The organism is Flavobacterium sp. OHVDL-2026-0007 (genome assembly GCF_059882335.1).
Map to the genome: position 1 here is coordinate 1,028,030 of NZ_CM187612.1, position 23,990 is coordinate 1,052,019.

13 protein-coding genes are annotated in these 23,990 nt (G+C 35.9%); 3 read left to right on the plus strand and 10 right to left on the minus strand.

Annotation, left to right across the window (positions count from 1 at the left end):
• Nucleotides 1-3: 3 nt before the first annotated feature.
• The 5 genes from AC51AA_RS04295 to AC51AA_RS04315 form a co-directional block, all read right to left on the minus strand.
• Entirely contained in the window at nt 4-555 is a 552-nt protein-coding gene (locus AC51AA_RS04295; RefSeq protein ID WP_500704491.1) for a hypothetical protein, read from the minus strand.
• Entirely contained in the window at nt 552-3,230 is a 2,679-nt protein-coding gene (locus AC51AA_RS04300) for a COG1470 family protein (protein ID WP_500704492.1), read from the minus strand. Before AC51AA_RS04300 ends, AC51AA_RS04295 begins: the two co-directional genes overlap by 4 nt.
• Complete coding sequence (locus AC51AA_RS04305) at nt 3,223-4,020, minus strand: WxL protein host-binding domain-containing protein (protein WP_500704493.1); 798 nt, start codon at nt 4,018-4,020, stop codon at nt 3,223-3,225. Before AC51AA_RS04305 ends, AC51AA_RS04300 begins: the two co-directional genes overlap by 8 nt.
• A gap of 111 nt (nt 4,021-4,131) precedes the next feature.
• Nucleotides 4,132-4,680 (minus strand): hypothetical protein, encoded by a 549-nt coding sequence (locus AC51AA_RS04310; protein ID WP_500704494.1) that lies wholly within the window; start codon nt 4,678-4,680, stop codon nt 4,132-4,134.
• 520 nt (nt 4,681-5,200) lie between these two features.
• A complete protein-coding gene (locus AC51AA_RS04315) occupies nt 5,201-6,925 on the minus strand; it encodes a hypothetical protein (RefSeq protein ID WP_500704495.1) in 1,725 nt (574 codons plus the stop codon).
• 172 nt (nt 6,926-7,097) lie between these two features.
• Here AC51AA_RS04315 and AC51AA_RS04320 point away from each other — a divergent pair, with 172 nt between their 5' ends.
• The gene (locus AC51AA_RS04320) at nt 7,098-7,511 is read left to right on the plus strand and encodes a helix-turn-helix domain-containing protein (protein ID WP_500704496.1); all 414 of its coding nucleotides are present in this window, start codon (nt 7,098-7,100) and stop codon (nt 7,509-7,511) included.
• Nucleotides 7,512-7,709: 198 nt separating this feature from the next.
• Here the strand turns inward: AC51AA_RS04320 and AC51AA_RS04325 are convergent, their stop codons facing one another.
• The 5 genes from AC51AA_RS04325 to AC51AA_RS04345 form a co-directional block, all read right to left on the minus strand.
• Nucleotides 7,710-7,901, minus strand: coding sequence for a cold-shock protein (locus tag AC51AA_RS04325; protein ID WP_500704497.1), 192 nt, complete (start codon nt 7,899-7,901; stop codon nt 7,710-7,712).
• Nucleotides 7,902-8,247: 346 nt separating this feature from the next.
• Entirely contained in the window at nt 8,248-9,780 is a 1,533-nt protein-coding gene (locus AC51AA_RS04330) for an alpha-L-fucosidase (RefSeq protein ID WP_500704498.1), read from the minus strand.
• 60 nt (nt 9,781-9,840) lie between these two features.
• Nucleotides 9,841-12,435: a LamG-like jellyroll fold domain-containing protein gene (locus AC51AA_RS04335; protein ID WP_500704499.1), complete on the minus strand. Its 2,595-nt coding sequence runs from the start codon at nt 12,433-12,435 to the stop codon at nt 9,841-9,843.
• A gap of 205 nt (nt 12,436-12,640) precedes the next feature.
• On the minus strand, nt 12,641-15,076 hold the full coding sequence (gene galA, locus AC51AA_RS04340) for a beta-galactosidase GalA (protein ID WP_500704500.1): 2,436 nt from the start codon (nt 15,074-15,076) through the stop codon (nt 12,641-12,643).
• An 812-nt stretch (nt 15,077-15,888) separates the two neighbouring features.
• The gene (locus AC51AA_RS04345) at nt 15,889-18,894 is read right to left on the minus strand and encodes a ligand-binding sensor domain-containing protein (RefSeq protein ID WP_500704501.1); all 3,006 of its coding nucleotides are present in this window, start codon (nt 18,892-18,894) and stop codon (nt 15,889-15,891) included.
• Between the two features lie 175 nt (nt 18,895-19,069).
• Here AC51AA_RS04345 and AC51AA_RS04350 point away from each other — a divergent pair, with 175 nt between their 5' ends.
• Together AC51AA_RS04350 and AC51AA_RS04355 are read left to right on the plus strand one after the other, a co-directional pair.
• Entirely contained in the window at nt 19,070-20,755 is a 1,686-nt protein-coding gene (locus AC51AA_RS04350) for a sulfatase family protein (protein ID WP_500704502.1), read from the plus strand.
• Nucleotides 20,756-20,822: 67 nt separating this feature from the next.
• Nucleotides 20,823-23,984, plus strand: coding sequence for a SusC/RagA family TonB-linked outer membrane protein (locus tag AC51AA_RS04355; protein ID WP_500704503.1), 3,162 nt, complete (start codon nt 20,823-20,825; stop codon nt 23,982-23,984).
• Nucleotides 23,985-23,990 lie beyond the last annotated feature (6 nt).

Consider the following 23,990-nt stretch of genomic DNA (forward strand, 5'->3'; position numbering starts at 1 on the left):
TTTTTAATCACTAAAAGTATAGGTTATGGTAATGATTTTACTAGTCGTTTTTACCAATTTCGCGTAATCATCAACTTCTAAAGAAATCGTCAATAAATGTCCATTACTACTACCCATTCCCGTAAAAGCGCCACCAATACCACTTATAATTGTAGTCGGTGAAGAGCTTAGTGTCGTTATACCTGTTGAAGTCCCTAAGGTTCCTCCACCACTACCGCTAGCCGCCGCCGCCTCAAGCTTTATCAATAATCCCGGGAATGGCGGATCAATTTGAGCCTTAACAGTTCTTCTAGTAACTCCTTTTACAGCAGATGTATAGTTTAACCATTTTGTAGCATTTACAGTGGGAATGATTAATGACCTACCTGCCTCTGAGGGAACTACAAAACTAAAAGAAACAATACTCGTATTAGGCTCAATATCAAGCATGGCCACTTCCGAAAGATTTAAATTAATAGCACGACTTCCAGTTGTAGTTGTTTGTGCTGAAAGCAAGAAACTGCCACTAAAAAAAAGGAATACCCCCAAACCAAATTGAATCGAACTGAAAATCATTTTTTTTCTTTTGAAGTGTTAAAACCTACTCGCATTGGTTTTTGTAAATATTTTATCTCTTTTTCTTTTTTACTAATTTTGATCTGAATTTCCTTATCTTCATTGGGATTGAGTGTTACATTTAATTCGTCCGTATGAATTTTATATTTACGATCTAATCCGTTCCGATATACTTTTAACTTCCATTCCCCTGGTCTTAGATATGTAAAATCAAAAGGCTTTGTGATATCACATATTTTCCTAAAAACTTCACTATCTGATGTTATCTCAATAATTACACTTTCTCCTTTGGCCTCATGATCTTTGTCATCAAGTAACATACTTCCTTTCATACTGGAGGCTTTTGTAATCCCAAAATCAAAATAATTTGCCCCTTCTTCTATGGCTACTTTAGCAGGAATAGTAATGTTCGTAATATCTTTTATATCCAATGTCTTTTGTTCGACTTCGAGAAAATAAGCATCTGGTTTTACATCTTTAAACAGAAAATGCCCTTTACGATCAACAACAGTAGAATAAGGCCCCAAATGAAGTTTAATACCCTCTGATTGTGTACTTCCTAAATTAGCGATATTTCCTTCAAGAAAACCATACTCTTTGATTTTTTTTATCGGGGCATTGATGTCCAAAATATAGCGTAATGAAAAGGAAAAATCTTTATTGGCAATTTGTCGCTGCGCCATAGCATATCGAGAAACAAGATTGATTTGCTGATTTGGAGAAACTCTATAATTTAAGGAGAGTTCAAAAAGATTTCTATCGGCATAATAGTCCTCCAAATAATAGGTGTTTTGATAAAATACTGACGCATCCCATTTATTGTAAATTAGCGCATTGATCCGTCCTCCATATAAAAATTGCTGTTCATCCTTCATCGCATAGCGATTCACTTTGGAATAACTACCAAAAAGACTTATCGAGTTTCCTTTGTTGTTATAACTAAAGTTTGTCGTATACATCGAAGATCTACCTGTTGAATTAATCAAAAAATTGTTTGTTTCCGCAAAAAACATTTGATAATTGATGGAAAACTTGCCGATATCTTGCAATAGTTCAATACGATTAAATCTTTCTTTATAAAAGAACTGTTTTTTATCCATTCGATCTTCATATTCTTGATTTCCGCTAAAGAAAGAAATCGAACCCTTTTTTAAATAATTATAACGTAGTCCTACTTGAGAACTTTCACGATAGGGAGCTGCACCATAGAGTGTGTCTCTTTCAAAGTTTCTAGCATCTTTTTGATAATTAGCAGACAGGTTTAGTTTGGGCAGAATTTGGTAATTAAGGTTAGTCGTGAAAAATCGAGTATTAGTATAATACCCTGCAAAATGAGGCGAGGCATAGATATAACTCACATTGATATTGACATTTTTAAAATAAGATTGCGCTTGCAGTTGATAGGCGTCTCCCCTTGTTTTATCATTACTACTTATAGCATATTCTCCTTGTATATCCACCTTTTTAAAAACATTAGTCTCACCAGCCACATAATGCAAATGATTAACCTCTAAGACATCTCTTCGTTTAAATAAATAGCCGTAGCGAATGTTATTTTTGGCATTAAAATTCACTTTAGTATAAACATTAAATTCTTCATCAATATCTTTGAAAAAGCGTGGCCGAGTATAAAAACTTCCAACTTCCAACTTGTTGAATTTTTGTTTCAATTCTATACCTCTGCCATATCTTGAGAATTCAGTTAAAAATGATGAATGAAATACCTTATCCCCCAGATGAATATAAAAGTCCTTCGATTGATAATTGATAAAATACTCTTCATACTGTGAAAAGGCTGTAAATCCAAAGCGGTCCGGACCTACAGCTCGGAATTCAAGAAATTTAGAATTTTCTTCATTCAAAGATCCCTTCCCATGAATTTCTCCCTGAAAACCCGTTTTAAAATCCTTCTCCCCTTGCCTACCCATATAGGTTGCGATGACCTTAATAGGAAAGCGCAGCCAGATATCTTCATTTACTTGAAAAACAGGAATAACGTCTGTTCGCTGCGAGGCAAAAACAGGCGCAATCGTGTCATTTTGTAAAGCAGCCGTAAGTTTGATCAGATTTTGTGAGGGTTTCGGCTGTTTACGCTCCGTGAGTTGATAGGCACTTATTGTGGTAGACATTCCCGGTAGTAGCCCAATGGGATTATCACCTTTTATAAAAGTCCCAACGGAAGGGGTAATAAAAACATTCTCTTTAAGATTTCCTTCATTTTTTACAGCAAAAAAACTATGAATAGTATCTCCTGCTTTGACGTAGCTTGAGGTTGAAATAGCTTCAATTGAGATTCGTTGTACTTGATTAACCTTGACTATTAAATCTTGTGAATAAACACTCTTATTGGTTTTATCGTTCAGCTTTAGGCTGATGCTGTATTCCCCTTTTGATGAATTAATCGGTATTTGTATAGAAACTAAATATATCTTGGTTTCATTTGCTGCTATAGTAAATTCATAAGGGACGGCAGCTAACCCCCAACCTTTCGGCAACGTATTTTGTGGAGTGATGCCAATTTCTTTAGGGGATGGATTGGTAATCTTAAACACCAAAGTCTGTACCTTACCAGGGGTAAGAAACTCATACTGATTAACAAAATCAACTTTGAGTTGTTGCGCCTGAAAAATATAAGGAATAATAAAAAATAATATTACAATTATTGTTTTATTCATTAGGGATCTTTAATTCAATATTGATTCCAAAAACATGGTCTTCCGCACTATTGGCCAGTATCGAAGCATTATATTTCCCAGGAGGTATTGAACTTAAATCTATTTTAAATAGTTTAGAATTGTTTGGCAGTAAACTCAGTAAATCACTTTTTAACGTTCCTTTTTTACTCCCGTCCTTACTATCAAATAATTCAATGCTTGCTTCAACGGTATGAAAAAGTTCTCCATTATTTGAAATAGCAATTTCTAAGAAATGCTTTCCTTCGGCTTTACTTAAATTAATAGCTTCAAAAGTCATCAAAGCATTCGCTGGTTTTTCATTCGTGGTAATGATTTGAATACTATAACGAATCATTGTTTTTAACTCAATTCCTCCCTTACTATTAGTGGGTACAATATCATCAACAGGTTCCACCATGACCACACTCCAAAAACTACCGGCTAGGGTATTCTCAGGAATAATAATCTCATACGAAACATTCATTTTACCCTTACCTTCTATTTTTAATAAATTGGTATTTAATTTGATCCATTTTAAATTACTTCTCTCATTTTTTCCGTACTCTTCATAAAAGGAAGCACCTGTTGCATTGTAGCTATAATCTTGTTGATAAAGCTTTACATTTTGAGCAACCTCAGAAGTGTTTTCAATGGTAATCACTCCTTTTTGCAAGGTTCCCTCTTTTAGCTTGTAATTATGTGTCAAACCATTCGTAATCACAATACTTGCGAACAAATTACTATAGACGAAGAAAAGGGTAATAAAAAAGATTGTTTTTTTAAAAGTCATTGTTTAGTAGGTAAAATATTTTCGAGATGGAACTAAACAAAAAAAGTGCCTCCTGATTTTATATAAGCGACACTCTTTTTATTTAAAGTATAATTTTAATCCATACAATTTTTAGTTTTCAGCAATGGTATATGTAATGGTTGCTACGGGTACCGACGCAAACAAACCTGCGTAACTACCAGCTACTAATGAATACGTTAAATTATGTCCGTTGGCAACATCTCCTGTATATGACGCTCCAATAGCCGTTACAATATCTTGATCGGCAGCAGTAAGTGTAATAGCATTTCCAGCAACAGCCCCACGTGTTCCTCCTCCTAATCCAGATGCTGCAGCGGCTTGAACGTTTACACTTAATCCAGGTATTACTGCACCTATTTTAACAGATACTTTAGCAGTTTTTAAGGCTACCGACGGAATGTAAGAATAGTTAAGCCATAAACTTGTATTGTTAGCTGGGGCTACAATAGGTAAACCTGCCTCTATAGGAGCTGTAAAAGGCATCAAAATACTTTTTGATCCAGCTGGTTCAATATCTACTATAGCAACGGTAGGTATTGTAATTCCTATTGTGTGCGAATCTGTAGCAAGGTCTTGCGCATGTGTTTTTCCAACAATAGCTATTAAAAATACAGCAGATAGAATTTTAAATGTTTTCATACGAATTTATTTATGTTTCATACAAAAATATGCAATAAATAAATACGTTTAACTAAAACACTTGAATTATAATCAACTTTTTCTGAACAATATTTATCTAATTTTTTATAATTATACAGAATCTCGACACTTAATTTGCACTATTGAGTTAGTGTTTAGTTTAAAAATTCAGCCTTTTTTTCTTGATATGTAGCCTTGAAGTCTGGCTACTTTATGCTATCTGGTAATACTTGCCTTTTTAAAGTTCAAACACTCCCTCATTCCGATTCAAGATATAAAAGAAAGCAATTGCATTACTACAATTGCTTTCTTCAGTATTGAGAAATAACTTGTTTCTCAATACCTATTAAACACTATTAATCATGAAATCATTCATTTTAATATTCAAAGTAACAATTTGAATAACATTCCAGCAAGTACAACTTAAAGTTGTACCCCTATTGGACCCTAATCCCTCCTTATTCTTTCTTAAGAAACTATTCGGTTTATACTTTTCCACTTGGAGCTATTTTCATATTCATCACTCATAGGTTTTTCTTTCCATCCCTTCCACTTCATTGTTTCCAACCTGCTCTGATAGTATTAAGAATTTTTCGCATTTACTTAAGAGAAAATCATTATCCTCTTTATTCTTGTTTTTCAAATCTTTATGCAGAATCATCGCGCTGCTGGCTGATAGCAGTTGATAGCAAACTCTTTCTTTCTCAATACTTAAATCAAATGGAAGCTCAATAATATCCAAATAGTAAAGCAGAGAAAAGAGATAGTTTATAGTATTCTTATTGGGATGATATCCTAAAAACAAATCAATAAGTCCTACTATAACCTGTTTAACACCTTGCTGAAGTATTGAATTGGTAATGAGAGGTACTTCTGGTTCATGGTGTTCTTGAGCGAGAACTAGATAACGTTTTGCTGCTAGAATACGATTCTGCCAATACTTTTTTGAAAACTCTAAATCTCGTGCAGCGCCAGAAGTTTTCCAGCTTATGGGATGTAATGAATTATAATAGGTCAAAACCCCATTGGTAGTAATAGCATCAAAAAAATGTTTTTGATTTTGACTTTGCTTGCGCAAGTTTTGCATTCTATGATGTAGAATTGTTAGTTGATATTGATTATCAAAATTATCACGGATAATGGATTGTATTATGGATATCGCATTTTCCTTATATTCCTCTGTAAGCACTAACAAGTAAAAATGGTAGCGAGGAAGCCTTTTTCTGAAATACGTGCCATTGTCTTCTCTTTTTGTCTCATGAACTATATTGTAACCAAAACAATAGATGACACGTGTTTTTAAAGTGCCCGTTATTAGGTTACTTATATTCGATAATGCCAAATCCATTATATAATGAGATTGAACTTTTTCAGTAAAAATGGATTTCCCCAGAAAACGTGGATTACGGAACACTTCCATTTTCTTCTCGCAATATATAGTCCATTCTGAAAACAGCCTATCGAATTCATTACTCAATAATTCAAACTTCTGCTTTACTAGCTCAAGTTCTTCAGAGCTTATTTCAACCCTACCGAATTTTTGATCTTTATACTCATGGGCATTAACAAGCATGCCTAGCATTTCCAGGTCTTCTAATTTCTCCAAATCCAACAGCTCTTTTAAATGCGGTGCATAGGCAGTGATTCTTTTATAATCTGCAAGTATACTCCCAAAAGAAGTATCCGTTTCTTCTCCAAATTTTCCTCCCAACAGTGCTATATAGCAACTGATAAGCGACCAAAATGCACGATACATTTCTACCGCAGCTTTAAGATTCTCTTTATTTTTCATATGGAATACTGCGAACTGAAAAACTTCCATAGTAATTTCTTTATCTTCTTTCAAACTAAGCGTAGCTTTTATAAGCAGCTCTTTTGAATTAGGATTAACAGGACAGAATACTTTATTGTCTGATTCATAATAAACCAATTCATTAACTGTACAATGACGAATGAGATAAGGATCTCCATTTTTAAATCCATGGGAAGCATGAGTAGCGTTAATGAATCTAAAAACAAAATGAGAATAGGTCTTTAGTACTTTCTTGGCATTGTGCTCCATAACATTACTATCTTGTCCACAATTCTTTTTCAGGATAAATGTGATGACAATAGGCGTCTGCTGTTGTTTATCAAAACTGATGTAAATAGTCCCTGCCTCGACAAAAACGAGCAGGTCAGTAATCGCCTTTTCCAATTGCTCCCGCATTGGATAGGATTCTGGAATTCTTAATTGATGCTCCATAATTTTACTTTTTTGATTGTTACATGTCCGAAAATTTGTATTTTTGTTAAACACACAGCAAGTACGTAATAGATTGTACCGTACCGAACCAATCGGACTTGTATCTTACCAATGCGCGCTTGTATTTTACCAACACTGAAAATTTTTCAAGAATTTTAAATATCTTTGAACTATGAGCACAGCAGCAAAACCAAAACATATCGGAAGGAATATAAGCCGAATTAGAGAGCTTAAAGGAATGAAACAAGAAGCATTGGCTATTGCAATTGGTGTTAGCCAACAGTCTGTTTCTCATATTGAAGGGAGTGAGAATGTTGACGACGATAAATTAAATGCTATTGCTGAGGTTTTAGGAGTCACAGCAGAAGCTATTAAAAGCTATAGTGATGAAGGTGTCATTAATTATTTTAATAATTTCCATGATAATAGTTTTACACATGGTGCATTCAATGCAAATCATTGCACATTTAGTCCATTGGATAAATTAATCCAATCTCACGAAGAACAGATCAAACTTTACGAGCGTCTGGTTCAAGCAGAAAAAGATAAAGTGGAATATTTAGAAAAATTACTAAAAGTGAAATAAGCTTTTATAAAAGACATATTAATTCCAAAGAAGAGGCTCGCAAGATCCTCTTTCTTGTTTTTAGAACATAAATTATATCAAGTCTCACAAAAATAGAACATCATGTGATGGCTCAACTGTAAATCAAAAACTCAATTTAATTTTTTGGCACAAAAAAACCTGCCGATGGCAGGTACTTCTTGTACTTTATTCAGTATGTTAAACTACTTCAACATTTACTGCATTCGGGCCTTTTTTACCTTCTGCTACTTCATAACGAACTTCGTCATTCTCACGAATATTTTCTGTTAAACCAGAAACGTGAACAAAAATTTCATTTCCACCGTTTTTTGGTGTAATAAATCCAAAACCTTTTTCTTCATTGAAGAATTTTACCGTACCTTCTTGCATCTTAATATATTTTTATTGGACGTAAATATACTAGAATTAATTTCACAACACAGAAAAATAAGCAATTACACCTAAAAAAAATAACTAATCCCCAAATTACCTACCTATTTAACCGTTTTTTTCGGTCTTTTTTGGATATCCATGTCCCTAAACAATACTTTAATCAGTACTGTTAAATCAGATTTTAGGTCATTTTTGTTCTAGTTTGTACGTTTTCTTTCTTCTTTTCCTGTGAAATATCCTAGTATGCCAGCACCGCACCATTTTTTTTTTCACTCCCTACTAATTCCTCTTGCATTCTATTAGAAAACATTAAGGACATATTATAAAAACACCAACAAAATAGTTATTTATCTGTACTATATTCATTGTTGTTGTTTTCTCTCTCTTTATCAAAATACAATCCCATTTCAGCTAATGTCGGTTCTAATCTAGCTGATAAAAAGCGTAATCTTACTTTCGATGTCGTAATAGTAGGAAACTCTAGTAATCGTTTAAAACCAATCGTCGTTCCTTCGGTTGCCTTTTGCCATTGCTTGCCATTCCAATACTCAAACACAAACTTCTCTACCCTTTGTCCAATACTGATGTTTTCCTGAAGCAGTAAAACGTTAAATGTTTTTTTCTCCTTTAAATTGATCTCTATCTTATTATTACTTCCCTTCATTGAAAAGGAAATATGTGAACCATCATTATTATCAAGCAAAGGTTTTATGTTTTTTACTAGTCCAGCTCCTTTAGAACCATTTAAAAGATTCACTTTAAAAATTGCATCCAATTGCTCTTTCCATGCTTTTAGGGCAGTAATATCAAAATCAGATATCAACCCTCGTGTATCTGGTGGAATATTTAATAAAAGCACTCCATTTCTCCCCACAGAATGAAAGTAAATTTCTTTAAGATACTCTGGTGTCTTAACTTTATTGTCCTCTGCTTCATGATAAAACCACCCTGGCCGAATTGATACATCCATTTCGGCCGGATACCATTTTAATGCATCTCCATCTTTTAGTTGACTACGGCTTCCTAAAACTTGGCCTCTATTATTTCCAGATGGTGGCTCATCAGCTTTAGTTTGTGAACCTTCATTAAATTTATTGTTTTTTCCAACAGGTACTACGCTCCATTCTTGCTCACGACCGTGGCCCGTCTCTGTTCCTACCCAACGTACATCTGGTCCCGAAACAGCAATCACTGTTTGCGGTTGTAATTTTCGGATATGCGCATACCATCTTTCAAAATCATATACTTGCTTTTTACCATTCGGCCCTTCACCATTAGCGCCATCAAACCAAACTTCATCTACTTTCCCGTATTGAGTCAGTAATTCCGTTAATTGATCGATAAAAAAATCATTGTAAGCTTCTGTTCCGTAAGAGGCATTGTTTCTGTCCCAAGGCGATAAATACACGCCAAACCCAACTCCTAACTCCCTACACGCATCGGCCACTTCTTTAACTACATCTCCCTTGCCATCCCTCCAAGGACTACTTTGCACAGAATAGGATGTGGTCTTAGTGGGCCATAAACAAAAACCATCGTGATGTTTTGCCGTTAGAATAACCTGTTTGATTCCAGCATCTTTGCAAGCCTTTACCCACTGTTTTGCATTCAAAGCCGTAGGATTAAACAATTTAGGATCGTCTTTCCCTTCTCCCCATTCTCTACCGGTAAAAGTATTGATCCCAAAATGGATAAAGCCTGTTAACTCCAAACGCTGCCAACGTAATTGCTGAGGAGAAGGGGTAATAGTAGCTGCAATTTTTACCACTTCTTCCTCCGACATAGATTGATGGATAGGCACAAAATTTTTTGTTTGTGCAAAACCACTCGTAATGATCATACTTATTAAAAACACCAATTCACTTCTCGTTGTCATTATATATTCTATTAGATTATTCGAAAATTTTAAATAAAGCCCACAAATAAAAATTACATTTTATTCAATAATCAGTTTAGCTGACTTCACCTTGCCCATCTCATCTGAGTAGCTTATTACATAAATACCTGATTTAAATTTACTGATATTAACGTCCAACTTTTTCTGATTCATTAAAGGTTGTGTCAGTACTTGTTGACCACTTAAATCAAATATTTTAAGAGTGCCTTTTCTTTCTATGGTAAAATCCACTGTAAAAACGCCATGAGCTGGATTAGGATATACAGCAAGATTAGTACTCTTTTCTGTGCTTACTTTCTCATCAATGACCTCATTAAACATGCTCATCCTAGCACCAATAAGTTCTTCTTGAACATTGGCATTCATCACGGTATTTAATGCTCTTAAAAGGGACAATTGGTTGGTATAATCAACATCCGTTGCCGTATCCCAATACATGATACCAGCCAAGGCCATATCCCTTACATATTTCGTTTTGGCAATGATGGTTTGTTGCCCATTGAAAGTCATATCTTTTACTGGAGGTACATTCATACTGATTTGATCTAGTGAAGGATTTAGCGTTGGATATTGGGTAACTATCGCTCTGTAACTCGCCGTACTTTTAGAATTATCGGTGGCCGCAGCAAAAAATGGTACTCCCATAATAAGTTTTTGCGCTGGGAAACCATAAGTTAGCATGGCGCTCACATTATTGACAAATTCAGCATAAGGAAAACGGTCAGGACTCGGTCCGTAGGACTGGATTGAAACATAATCTAGCGCTGAGATGGCCGCAGAACTGATATTATAATACAAGGGGTGCAAGGTCACACTAAAAGTGGAAGTGGAAGACAGAGCAGTATTCAAAGCCAAAATGGTAGCATTATAATTCGACCATTCCTGAGTGGTTAAACACCACTCAAAATCTAAATCAACGCCATCAAAACCATAGGTATCTACTATATCTTTTACCTTATTAGCAAAATTTGTTCTCGCTGCGCTTGTTGTCATCATGGTTTTCCAATCACCACCACTAATACCTAATCGAATTTCTGCCCCATTATATCCCGTCATGGTTTGCTTGAGACCATCCAATACGCCTAACCAGGTTCGTGAATCTTTTCCAGGTTGTAGGGCATCATCGTATTTCCAATATGCACAAGTTTTCGTTTCATTCCAACTATCCACCACAATTGGATTATTCTTAATGTTCGTAATCTCCCCGCTACTTAATGACAATAAACTTATGCTCGTTTCATCAAGTTTACCGTCAAAATTTACTCCTAATTCAAAATTGGATCTACTAAAAGGCCCCGATGTAGGGAGCAAACCATCACCATTTTTATATGAAAGGGGAACTGAAATTCCATCAACGTATAGTTTAACTTGTTGATTTGCTCCTGCGTTTCCAGCGTAGGTCACCGCAACGTGGTGCCATCCACCAGCAGCAATTCCTGAATTATCCGCCGTTACATAATTATCTGCACCATTGGAAAGATGAAAAATCAATTGATTCGTAGCGACATCTCCTAATTGCAAATCAAAATTTTTAGTTGCTGATTCATATTTTCTAAAAATACTACTGTTCTGAACCCACTGATCAATATACACCCATGAGGCAAAAGAAAAAGTACCAACTCCTCCATTGGCTTTATTGAGTAAGTCAGCTCCACAGTTCATCGAAGCACCCGAACCTGAAAAATCCATAAGGCCATCTCTAGAAGCATAACTATCTAGATAGACCGCGTTTGTCAGTACGCCATCGTTAATGGGATAATCAAAAAACAGATCTCCATTGGCATAAGGACTGGTTGTTAAATACACAAGATCATTATTGTTTCGAACATACTCTTCACTCACTTGTCCGCTCTCATAAAAATTAGATCGTATATAGCTACTTACAATTTTGTATTGAAAGGTACTATTATCCGTAACGGGTACAAGGGAAGCACCAATTAGCGTACCTGGATAAAGATTTTTTGTATCCACTAGGTTACTAGCATCCTTATCCATCTTCCAATAGGAAATCAGATTGGCATATAAGGGATGGTATTTATTAATGGTGTTCTTCCTTTCAATGTCATTTGTTGTGAGCGCAAAATTCCATATTTTGACTTCGTCTATACGACCATTAAAGCTTTTCCCAACTTCAAAAGCTCCAGTGGTATTGGCGGTTGTCGTCGGAAGAGTACCATTTCCGGAAGAATAAGTAATACCCGTTGTAACTTGAGTTCCGTTGATATAAATTCGCACCATATTATACGCTGTTTTCGTCCCATCATAAGCCATGACGATATGATTCCATTGTCCCACTGCTATAGCCGAATTATCCACTTGAGCATAACTATTGCCATTATTCGCCACGTGGAAATACAATCTTTTTGTTGAGGATTGTCCCAGTTGGATATCTATTCTATTTTGAGCAGGAAGGGTCGCAGCCGTTTTGCTGAAGATATAACTGTTGACACTCCAAGAACTTATATAAACCCAAGCTTCAAAAGAAAACTGATTTACTCCATTTAATTCACTAATATTACCAAAGGTAGCATAACTACTTGTTGTCCCCGAAAGGGCAATACTCTGGTTGGTTGTCTGGCTTTTTACTACCTGGTTAATGGTCAATAAAAAAGCAATAAGTAATACTCTCTTCATAAGAAGTTATTGTTTTTGGTTAGTAATTGTTGTTTTTTAATTCATCTATAACTATTCTATTTTAATTAGTATTCTCTAAGATCAAATCGCCGAACTGATCCTGATATTAAAAGTCCCATCTTTTTTATTACTGTCACTATTTTAGGCAAAAAAAAAGACTTGTTGGGACAAAAATGCAATAGGAGTTGTTACCCCTTTTCCTTCTTTATTTCTTTAGCATTATAGTAGTAGTTTCACTTTTCAAATCTTTAGAAGCAGCTGTCAATACAAATTCTCCCTCTTTCTCTGGAGCTTGTATGATGATTTGACATTTTCCGTTAAACAACGAACGTTTCCAATTACCATCCAGACAATTATCCGCTTCATGGGAACTCGGATCTCCGTTACCTACACCCAAAATACGTCCCTCGCCAGCAAGAGTAAACTCAACCAAATTCATGGCATCAGGAACCTCTCTACCTTTAGCGTCTAGAACAGTCACATTGACAACCGACACATCATTCCCGTCAGCCTGAATCGTTTTACGGTCTGGAGTCAAAACAATTTGATAGGCTTTATCTGTGGTTTCCACAGCCGTACGAATCGTCTTGCCGCCTTTAAAACCAATAGCTTCTAATTTTCCTGCTTCATACACCACATCCCATTCTAAATGTCCATTTCTTGGCATCGTCTTTTTACCCAAACTTTTGCCGTTTAGCAATAGTTCTACTTCATCGGCATTACTATTACACCATACGTTTACTTTATCTCCTTTTTGATGACCATTCCAATGCGGATAGATCTTGATCACATCTTTATCAGTCCACCAACTTTGATAATAGTAGTAGGTGTTTTTTGGAAAACCACAAACATCCATTATTCCAAAATGAGAATTAACATTAGGCCAAGTAAAGGGAGTCGGTTCACCACGATAGTCAAAACCAGTCCAAACAAAACCTCCCATTAGCCAAGGACGTTCTACAGTAAATTTCCACCATTCTTCAGCTCGCTGTCCCCAAGCAGGTTTGTTCAAATCATAATCGGGCAAATAGCCTTTTATGGAATCTTTGGCATACATCCCTCTAGAGCTTACCATACTGGATACTTCACTAAAAATGATCGGTTGTGTGGGATGTTCTTTATGATAATCGTCTAATTCTTTAATGTGATAATTAAAACCTCTTACATCCATCTCTTGGTTAATACCCTGAAATTTAATCCCGTTATTTCCTCCGTATGTACTTAGTCTTGATGGATCCAGCTCTCTTTGACGTTGCACTAAAGTATGGGCCATACGTCTTCCCAAATCAGTATTTTGAACTCCGGTCTCTTCATTTCCAAGACTCCAAAGCATAATACTGGCATGGTTACGATCTCTTAAAATTAATTTTTCAAATTGTTCTAAATATTCTTTACCTGTACCAATTACTCGAATTTCATCTAAGACCATCATCCCTAATTTATCACAGGCTTCTAGAACAGATTTTGAGGGTGGGTTATGGCTACAACGGTAGGCGTTTACCCCCATTTCTTTGAGTAATTTTATGCGGTAGTACACTAAGGCATCTGGTACTGCAGTCCCAACACCTGCATGGTCCTGATGCACGCACATCCCTTTGACTTTCATGGATTTTCCGTTGAGAGCAAAACCTTTTTCTGCATCATAAGTAAAAGTTCGAACACCAAACTGGGTTTGTGTACTATCTGTGGTGACACCATTCTTTTTTACAATAGAAACCAATCGGTATAAATGAGGAGCTTCCACATCCCATAATTCAGGTTTATTGATCGATAACTGCTGAACGGTTTGACCCACTTCATTATTTTTAACGGTAAGTTTATCGGTCACTGATTTGGTGACTTTCACTCCATTGGCATTGATCACATAAGACTCCACTGCGCAATCTACTGTGCTACCCTCTTGATTCTTTACAGAAGTTTGGGCTTGCACCACCGCTTTTGCTTTTTCAACTTTAGCCGATACGTAAACACCATACTCGGCAATATGCAAAGGATTAGATGTTTCTAAGAAAACATTCCTGTAAATACCCGCCCCTTCATAAAACCAACCTTCGTATTGAGTTGCATCCACGCGAACAACAATAACATTGTCTTTTGAGAATTCAATAAAATCTGTAATATCAAAAGAACTTTCACTATAACCACTAAAATTGCTACCGATGTAATTGTTATTTACCCAGATCTTAAAATCTCTATAAACCCCTTCAAAACGAATGACAAATCGCTGCCCTTCTTTGTCCTTATCTACAGAAAAGTGTTTTCTATACCAACCAATACTATTATCTGGATAAAAACCACCAACGGGTCTATACCCGTGACTTTGAACATCAAAATGATCCTTATACTCAAAAGGCAATTCTACCGCCCAATCATGAGGAACGTTAACTGTGCGCCAATTATCATCCTTGAATCCTGGTACAATACAACCACCTCCACCTCCAGCAATGGTGAAATTACGAACGATCCCATAGTCAAAATCTTTAGCAGGATTGTTAGCGCTTCCTAAATGGAATTTCCAATTTTTATTTAATGAAACGACTTCTCTTGTTATTAAGCCCTTTTTTTGCTGCGCGCTAATAGTGGACATAAAAAGACATAACATAAAGAGGGTGATACTAAAAGCGATTCGATTCCTTATCATTTTATTTTTATTTATTATATTATTAAACTTCTATTAGTTTGGCCCACCTCCTTTTCAAGAATTTCATATCATCCACTCCCTTTTTACATAAAAAATTTTTTATTGGATCTCCGCAGCTGGCCAAAATAGTTCTCCATACTGTCCTTATCGGTACAGAGATACTTGAGAGTATGATCTTGGAGTACACAAGGCCAGTCTAATGTGACTGCCTTTCTTGCCTCTCTGTATTCTAGTTAATTAATCAAGAACATCAGACATTATGCTGTTGGGTGTTAGTACTGTTCTATAAGAACACAAAGACTAAACTTGTATTCCAAAACTAGCTATTAAATTGATCCTAAAGAATTTATACGGGTTACAAATACGTTACTGAGGTACTACATTTAAGTTACATCAATAGCTAATAACAAACGCAATCAACTGATAACATACTAGTTAAACAAAAAGCCAAGGTTAACATTGAGTCAATTGTAACCAAGGCTACTTTTACGCCGATACCCCTCCTATATGATTCAAGTTGTAATCAAAAACAGGCCGAAATCCCTCTCGTCTAATCTTTAGAATGCCTCTCCAGAGCAAAGCTGTCCATGCCGTGTTTTCATTTTTCAACTTCCCGTTGCCTACAAGGCTGACTGTAGCTCCCAATAGTTGTTTTTAAATTTAGGATCGGTTGAGGAGCTTCTTAACCGAAGACTAAAATTTTATTCTGTCCCTCTTGTGTTGCATTTTCCGTAAACAAAAAAAGTTCATTGAAACGAATTTCAATAAACTTTTTTAAACGGTATCAACCATCCCTACCTACTTATGCTGCCTTATTCACCCGATATGTCTTGCATAAACTGTTTTCCAGAGGTATCTGTAGGTATATCTAATTTCTTTCGCAGTCGGTGTCTTGCTACTTTTACTGAGGTCAAAGAAATCCCGAAAAGAGTTGCGATATGTTGAGACGAAAAATCAATTAAAATCAAGGCACATAATCTAATCTCACGCTCACTTAAGTTAGGATACTTATGCTTTAAACTTTTAATAAATGTTGGATGCACTTGATTAAAAAGACTATAGAAACTTTCCCAATCTGCATCCAGTATAAAACTATCATTTATATGATCGACAATATTTTCTAAACTCTTTTTATCTATACTTTTATTTTTTAATTCTGTTTTGAGTTTATCTTTAATATCGGTCAACAAATTGTTTTTATGCATAGCACGTAAGGTATTGTTAGTAAGCTCGTCAATTTTAAAATTCAATTCATCTTCTAATTTTCTTTGTTTTAGTGTTTGGTTCTGTTTTTCAAATTCTAACATCGAAATTTTATCTTGGGAGATTCGTTGTTCTTGCTCTTTCACCTCAATGGTTTTCAGATCCAAAAGTTTCTGAAGCTTTTCTCTTTGTAATTGAATCGTAGAGGTCCTTAAACGGTAAACAAATATTAACATCCAAATAAACCCAGCAAATAAAATAATCTTAACAATAGTCCGTTGCCAAAAAGTCGGTTTAACTACTATTTCTAATGTAGAATACTTAGAACTCCACAACTGTGCATTATTAGTTGCACGAACTTTCAGTTGGTATGTTCCTGGATCTAAATTAGAGAACGATATTTTATTTTGACTACCTAGCTTTTGCCAATTATCATCCAATCCAACCATCAGAAACTGATATTTAATACTACTTCTTGAATACAATTCAGCGGAACTAAAATTGACATTCACTAATTTACTTCCCGCCTCTATAACCACCGTATCGTCAGTAATTTCAGAAAATGAGGTAGTTGATTCGCTTTTTTCGTTTACAGAATTAACTGAAGTAAAATAAACATGAGGAAAATAGTTGACATCTTGTAGTTTTTCAGGATTAAAGTAAGATAAGCCAAATACCCCTGCCATCATAATTTGTCCTTTAGCATCTAAACTCGCAGCACCCCCATTAAAAGGAAACACTCCATCGGCAATTCCGAAATTCGTGATATTGTTTTTCAAATCTATTTTTGTTAATCCTACATTGGTACTAAGCCAAATATTTTTCTGATTATCCTTTACTATACCGCGTATTAGTGCTCCTTTAATATTCTCTCCATTAACGATCTTTTCAAACTTCCCTGTCTTCCTTATATACTTCGTTAATCCGTACCCATAGGTACCGATCAAAATGGAAAAATCATCGGTTTCACCTATAGACAATATGTTGTTCCCAACAAGAGAATTAGCATTCCCTTCCACATGTTTATAGCTAAACTTAACAAAACCACTCCCCTTCTTTTCAAATCTAAAAAGTCCGTCTATTGTTCCAATCCACATACTTCCCGCTATGTCTTTATAAATACAAATAACCTGATTGGAATTGGATAATCGATTGGAAGACAATACTATTCTATGGATTAATCTTAACTCTTTATTGTAGACATGAATGCCTGCCCTATGCCCTACCCATATATTGCCATCAGCATCTTCAGCAATTGAAAAAACGCCTTTAACATCCCTCGCACCAGCTAAGGTTAGAAATTGCCCTCGTTTTAAATCATATACATTTACTCCTTCTCTAAGGGTACCCGACCAAACTCTTTTAGCACTATCTTCAAATAGAGAAAGCACAATGTCCCCTTTAAATCCAGCACTAGACCCATTATCTAAAAATACACTTAAGGCTTTTGTTCTAGGATTATAGCGACGAAGACCTGTTCGTCCAGCTGTCAACCATATATTTTGATCACTATCTTCAATTACCTTTGATCCTTGAGGGTCTTGGGTTAGAAACTGAAAGTTTTTGGCTGGAATATTTTCTATTTTATAATTCTTGCGAAAAATAGAAACGCCACCGTGTACGGTCCCTAACAAGATAGCTCCATTTAATGCGGGTTGGATGTCGATAATGGAATTATCTGATATAGAGTACTCATTACCGAAGTCAAACATATAATAATCGAAACTCTTTTTATCTTGAACATATAAATTTAGTCCCCCACCATCGGTACCAATCCAAACGTTTTTACCCTCCGCATACACTCGGGTTACCACATTATTATTAATAGTCTGCCCGTTGCCTTTTTCCCCTTTTTCAAAATGTAAATTAGTACTATTTTTAATTGTGTAACGATAAAGACCATTGCCATTGGTGGCTACCCAGAGATTACCAAACGGATCCATTGACATATCATTGATAGGGCCAGCTTTTCCCGATTGTACAAAACCAGTTACTTTAACCACATTATTGGCTAGATTCAATATTTCCCCCTGATCGGTCGCCAACCAAAATATAGCATCACGGCCTTTTACTATTTTGGTCACATATCCTTTATCTTTAGGTAGGGATATGATGGCAATGGAAGAGGCTATAATCTGACCTTTGCTATCTACTTTCATCCGAACCACAAAATCTTTCATTCCACTTATCAAAAGTTCATTTCCTTGGCTCGCGGTGATACACAAAATATTAGCACTTAACAGCTGGTTAGCCTTTTTTACAGGACTGATCACCTTCACAAAATGATCCGTTTTTCGATCTAGAAAATAAAGTCCATACTCTGTACCTACCCAAATATTCTTATGTACATCTTCAAAAAACTGATTAATATTATTGTTTCGTCCCACCTCATATACTTTAGCAACTTCCCCATCAAATTGATTGATTGCAATTCTATTTCCTACCCAAAGTATCCCCTCTGCATCTTGCATTACAGCAGTAGTTCTATTGGCTAACAATCCCTGTTGTGAAGTAATATGCTTAAATCGTAAAGCATGAGTTTGTGCATATAAAGCACTTAACTGTATAAAAAACAAACCAATCAACCATTTTGTTAACCTTAATTGTAGTATCATATTTTATATCATGTATTGATTATCAAGGAATTAACTATTTATATGTAACCTTAAAGTTTCGTATATGTAACCCTGTTGTACCCCTGTAATATTAACAATTATTTAATACATATTTTAAATTTGTGGTAAATATTTTCTATTCGTAATACCTATTACACAAAAAAAATTACAAAAGATGAATTTTATCACAATCCCTTTAATTCCTAAATCAAAGTCAAGAAAGAGTAAATTACCTACTTGTTCAAAAGTAGTTATAGGCGCTTTGCTTTTCGCAACAGTTTCTTGTTCGATCAACCAAAAGCAGGTGATTAAAAAGCAAAAGCCCAACATAGTCTTCATTATGTCTGATGATCATGCCTATCAAGCCATTAGCGCCTATGACAATAAATTATTACAAACCCCCAACATAGACCGCATAGCAAAAGAAGGAATGTTATTTACTAATGCTTGCGTCACCAATTCCATTTGTGGGCCATCAAGAGCGGTAATTCTTACAGGAAAACACAGTCATATCAACGGAAAAATTGATAACCTAAGTAAATTTGACACCACCAATGTCACCTTTCCACAATTACTTCAAAAAGCAGGTTATCAAACGGCTATGTTTGGCAAGTTGCATTTTGGGAACAATCCCGAAGGATTTGATGAATTTAAGATTCTACCCGATCAGGGCGATTACTATAATCCACAGTTTATCACCACAAAAGGAGATACCACCATTACAGGTTATGTTACCGACATTACCACAGATTTAACCTTAGACTGGTTACAGCACCGTCGAGATAAAAACAAACCCTTTTTATTGATGTACTTGCATAAAGCACCGCACCGTCCATGGCTACCTAAAGAGAAGTATTATAAAGAATTTACTAAAAAGAAATTTCCTTTACCCGAAACCTTCTTTGATGATTACAGTACACGCTCCTCTGCTGCCCAATCTGCAGAAATGAATATCCTAAGGGATATGCTACTGACCTATGACACTAAAATCGAGCGATCTGTACTTGATCGTCTTGGCATAGAGGAACGAAGCTTAAATACAGGCTTAAACAGAATGACCAAAGCCGAACGTGCAGCATGGGATGCCGTCTATGGACCAATCAATGACGAGTTCTTAAAAAACTATCCAAGCATGAGCCCTAAGGAGCTAATGACATGGAAATACCAACGTTATATGCAAGATTACTTGGCTACTATTGCCTCTGTAGATGAAAATGTAGGCAGGCTTTTAAACTATTTAGATACAGAAAAACTTTCCGAAAATACTGTGGTGGTCTATACCTCTGATCAAGGTTTTTACCTTGGCGAACACGGTTGGTTCGACAAACGTTTTATGTACAACGAATCCTTTAGAACACCACTATTAATCAAATGGCCAAATAAAATCACCCCTGGCACTACAGAGAATGAAATGGTTCAAAATCTAGATTTTGCACAAACCTTCTTAGAAATAGCAGGTGTTAAAGCTCCCACTGACATGCAAGGAAAGAGTTTGGTCCCCTTATTGACAGGCAAAAAAGAAAAATGGGATCGAGATGCTGTATACTACCACTACTACGAATACCCAGCAGAACATGCGGTAAAAAGACACTACGGTATTGCAACAAAAGAATACAAATTGATGCATTTCTATTACGATATCGACGCTTGGGAATTATACGATAGGGCTAAGGATCCTAATGAGCTTCATAATGTATTTGCCGATCCAGCGTACCAAGATATAGCAAAAATGATGAAAACTAAACTACTAAAGCTACGCGCTAAATATAAAGATTCCGAAACTTTAGACAATCACTATATCCAAATCTATAATGATCGGAAATCAGCAAAAAAAACAAATCACAGTGACTTTTTAGAATAATCATTTTAACTCTTGAAATATTAATTAACCAAATACATTTTTTTTAAACTAACTAAATCACAAATTTATGAGCAAAAGAAGTTTGATTCTATCATTTCTTTTTATTCTTACCGCTAGCAGTACATTGCTAGCACAAGTAAAAGTGGTAACCGGAAAGGTTACAGATGAGAAAGGATCGCCAATACCTGGCGTAAATATACTTAGTAAAAACACTCCTAAAGGAGCGGTGTTAACTGACTTTGACGGTAAATACAAAATAAATGTCAATAAAGGTGATGTCTTGCTTTTTACATACTTAGGTTTTATAAACCAAGAAAAAACGGTTGGTACACACCAAATCCTAAACGTATTGCTTAAACAAGATAACCAGGAATTACAAGAAGTGGTCGTAGTTGGGTATGGTTCTATGCGTAAAAAAGACCTTACAGGTGCTATTGTTTCCTTTAAACCCTCACGAAATGAAGCCGCTATTGCGACCTCTTTTGATGACTTATTACAAGGAAAAGTTGCAGGGGTTAGCATCTCAACAGGTGGTTCAACTCCTGGTTCAGCAGGTTCTATCATTATTCGTGGGGCCAACTCACTTCAAGGAGACAGCCAACCTTTGTATGTTATTGATAACGTGCCTCAATCCGCTACTGGTCAAACCATGCGTAATTCAAGTGGAGATTATCAGCCTACACTGGATCCATTGGCAGGAATAAACCCTAAAGACATTGAAGATGTTCAGATCTTAAAGGATGCCTCTGCCACGGCAATTTACGGCTCTCGTGGTGCTAATGGTGTTATTTTAATCACCACCAAAAAAGGAAAAGCTGGAAAAGCAACCATTCGCGTCAGTGCCAATTTTTCTGTTGCTGAACCAACCAAATTTTTGGATCTAATGGATGTGCGAGAATATGCTACTTTCTGGAATACAAAGTACCCATCCGACCAAAGATTTGTTATCGGTGACGACGTCAAATACGTTTATACTGGTGTTGACGCCAATGGCGTAAATACAAGAAAAGAAACAGTCATTCCTAATAGAGATTGGCAAAAAGAAGCCACTCGAGCCGCTTTCTCTCAAGATTACAATTTGAACATAAGTGGAGGCTCTGAAAATACAAAATATAATTTTTCCACTTCTTTAAAAAATGTAGAGGGTATTGTTAAAAATACCGGTTTGAAACACGGCGATTTTCGATTAAATTTAAATACAAATATCAACGATAGACTGTCCTTAGGATTTCAGCTTAGTGGTTACCTAAGAAAAAACAACATGATGTCGGGTGGAAATACCGTTGGTAGAGTTTCTGGAGGCCTTTTATCCACAGCGGTAAGTTCAGCTCCATTTGATAGACCTCAAGATGATATTACTTTTGCTACAGATGTCGACACTAGAGCTACCGTATTAAGTTGGATCACCGATTATGACGATATTACTAATGAAAACCGATTCTCAGGGGCTTTTGATGCTAACTATAAAATTTCTAAAAGTCTTAAATATACCTTTAGAACTGGTGGTAACTTAAACAATGTCGAAAGAAAAAATTGGTATGGCTTACCTTTATATAATGGTTTCATATACAATGGATATTTAACACAAGACAATTTAAAACGCAGCAATTATAATGTTGAAAATCTACTATTCTTTAATAAAGCTTTTGGAGCAGTCAACATCGATGCTACAGCAGGTGTAACTTATGATGCCTATCAATTAGCAAGTACAGGTGCTGTAGGAAAAGGTTTTGCTTACACTAATTTACGTTCAAATGGATTACACACAGCATCGAGTATTCAAATTTTGCAACCTGGTCAAAGCGATTACCAATTATTATCTTATTTAGCGCGATTAAATGCCTCTTTTTTCAATGGTAAATATGTGCTTACTGGTACGATGCGTGCCGACGGAACTAGTAAATTTAGCCCAGAAAACAGATGGGGATATTTTCCATCATTTGCCTTGGCATGGAATGTTACTCAAGAGAATTTTGTAGCCAATCACCTTGCCTGGTTAAACCAATTTAAACTACGTGCAGGATACGGAGCCACGGGAAGCCAAAACATAAGCCCTTATTCCACCATATTTGGCTATGGCGCTCCAGGTGTAGGTTATGCAACAGTTGCTGGAGCTCAAATCCAGGGCTTAGGTGTTAACGGAATCACGAACCCTAATTTAAAATGGGAAAGCACACAATCAGTAAATGCAGGGGCTGACTTTGGTTTTTTAAACAACAGAATTTCTGGATCAGTAGATCTTTACAACAAAACAACAAAAGATTTATTAATCAATATTGACATCCCAGGTTCTACTGCTTTTGGTCAACTAACGGTTAACAGAGGAGAAATCGAAAACAAAGGAATTGAGGCTGCTTTAAATATTGAGGTTATCCGTAAGGAAGATTTCAAATGGAGTATTGGTGGAAATGTTGCCTTCAACAAATCTACTATTAATAAAATAGGAAGTGCGGCAGGAACTTGGGGTGCTCTCGGAACACAAACCGCCTTTTTGGGTAACACTGCAGGAGATCACTTCGGAGCGGCCAATATCTTTATTGAGGGCGAAGCTCCTGGGCTTTTCTACGGGTTTAAGACAGATGGCATTGTACAAACAGGAGATACTTATACTGTAGGGGCCCCTTTTGCAAGTTCCACTGCCCCAGGAAATCTTAAAGTGGTAGATGCTAACGGAGATGGAGTGGTTAATATTACGGACAAAACCATTATTGGAGATCCTAACCCAGACTATACCTATGGATTTCAAACTAGTGTCAACTATAAGCAATTAAGTTTAAGAGCTTCGTTCTCTGGTGTACAAGGAGGTGATATTTTAAATGCCAATAATCGTTATACCAACTTTGCTAATTTTCAAAACGGAGACAGAAACATGAATCCTGAAGCCATTGCCAATGCTTGGACCACTACAAATCCATCCAACCAGTATCCTTCTATTAGCAGTACTGTTGTTAATGGAAATATTTATGACAAATATCTGGAAGACGGAAGTTACTTAAGATGCACGGATATCACTTTAGGATTTACTTTCGACCAAGACATCGCTAAACAATTAGGATTAAGTAGTATCGACATATTTGCCGCTGCAAAAAATCCATTTACTATTAGCCATTATAATGGTTATGACCCTAGCAGCCGATCTTTCAACTTTGATCCCCTAAGAAGAGGACTTGATCTTTATTCTTTCCCAGTACAAAGACAAATTATTCTAGGTCTAAATTTAACGTTTTAAAAAATT

Excerpts from the sequence above, each read along its gene's own strand:
- AC51AA_RS04295 (WP_500704491.1), bottom strand. The coding sequence starts at position 555 with ATGATTTTCAGTTCGATTCAATTTGGTTTGGGGGTATTCCTTTTTTTT.
- AC51AA_RS04300 (WP_500704492.1), bottom strand. The coding sequence starts at position 3,230 with ATGAATAAAACAATAATTGTAATATTATTTTTTATTATTCCTTATATT.
- AC51AA_RS04305 (WP_500704493.1), bottom strand. The coding sequence starts at position 4,020 with ATGACTTTTAAAAAAACAATCTTTTTTATTACCCTTTTCTTCGTCTAT.
- AC51AA_RS04310 (WP_500704494.1), bottom strand. The coding sequence starts at position 4,680 with ATGAAAACATTTAAAATTCTATCTGCTGTATTTTTAATAGCTATTGTT.
- AC51AA_RS04315 (WP_500704495.1), bottom strand. The coding sequence starts at position 6,925 with ATGGAGCATCAATTAAGAATTCCAGAATCCTATCCAATGCGGGAGCAA.
- AC51AA_RS04320 (WP_500704496.1), top strand. The coding sequence starts at position 7,098 with ATGAGCACAGCAGCAAAACCAAAACATATCGGAAGGAATATAAGCCGA.
- AC51AA_RS04325 (WP_500704497.1), bottom strand. The coding sequence starts at position 7,901 with ATGCAAGAAGGTACGGTAAAATTCTTCAATGAAGAAAAAGGTTTTGGA.
- AC51AA_RS04330 (WP_500704498.1), bottom strand. The coding sequence starts at position 9,780 with ATGACAACGAGAAGTGAATTGGTGTTTTTAATAAGTATGATCATTACG.
- AC51AA_RS04335 (WP_500704499.1), bottom strand. The coding sequence starts at position 12,435 with ATGAAGAGAGTATTACTTATTGCTTTTTTATTGACCATTAACCAGGTA.
- galA (WP_500704500.1), bottom strand. The coding sequence starts at position 15,076 with ATGATAAGGAATCGAATCGCTTTTAGTATCACCCTCTTTATGTTATGT.
- AC51AA_RS04345 (WP_500704501.1), bottom strand. The coding sequence starts at position 18,894 with ATGATACTACAATTAAGGTTAACAAAATGGTTGATTGGTTTGTTTTTT.
- AC51AA_RS04350 (WP_500704502.1), top strand. The coding sequence starts at position 19,070 with ATGAATTTTATCACAATCCCTTTAATTCCTAAATCAAAGTCAAGAAAG.
- AC51AA_RS04355 (WP_500704503.1), top strand. The coding sequence starts at position 20,823 with ATGAGCAAAAGAAGTTTGATTCTATCATTTCTTTTTATTCTTACCGCT.